General features: G+C 48.5%; 1 protein-coding gene. It reads left to right on the top strand.

Annotated elements, in window-relative coordinates; genetic code table 11:
- Positions 1-585 (top strand): acetyl-CoA C-acyltransferase (locus ACS8FD_RS21565; RefSeq protein ID WP_439277379.1); only part of this gene is annotated, 585 nt, incomplete at its 5' end.
- Positions 586-650: the final 65 nt, after the last annotated feature.

Raw genomic sequence — 650 nt, 5'->3', positions numbered from 1 at the left:
GAAGGTCATGATGCCGCTGGTCGTCTGCAACTATGTACTGTTGATGAAGTGATTCGTCCAGATGCGACAATGGAGCAAATGCAAAAGCTACGTCCAGCCTTTGATCCTAAAGGCGGTACAGTAACGGCTGCGACCTCATCAGCCTTGTCAGATGGTGCGTCAGCAATGCTAGTAATGAGCGCACAAAAAGCCAAAGATTTAGGTCTGAAGCCTCGTGCCCGTATTCGCAGCATGGCTGTCGCTGGCTGTGATGCCGCTATCATGGGTTATGGACCTGTACCTGCCACGAACAAAGCCCTGAAGCGCGCTGGTATGAGCATCGATGATATGCAAACCATCGAGCTAAACGAAGCCTTTGCAGCGCAAGGCTTGTCAGTACTTAAAGCCTTGAACTTGACTGACAAGCAAGACATCGTCAACATCAATGGCGGTGCCATTGCTCTAGGTCATCCACTAGGCTGTTCGGGTGCTCGTATCACGGTTACCTTATTAAACGCTATGGAGCAGTCTGACACTGAGCTTGGCCTTGCAACCATGTGTATCGGTCTAGGTCAAGGTATCGCGACCGTGATTGAGCGTGTTTAAGATTTTGAAATAGCAGTCGTTTTGTAAAATTTAAATATGCTAACCCAAGCCTTCGGTTAAATAAC

This window comes from Psychrobacter sp. 1U2 (assembly GCF_051847575.1).
This window is presented reverse-complemented; position numbering and strand designations above follow the sequence as displayed.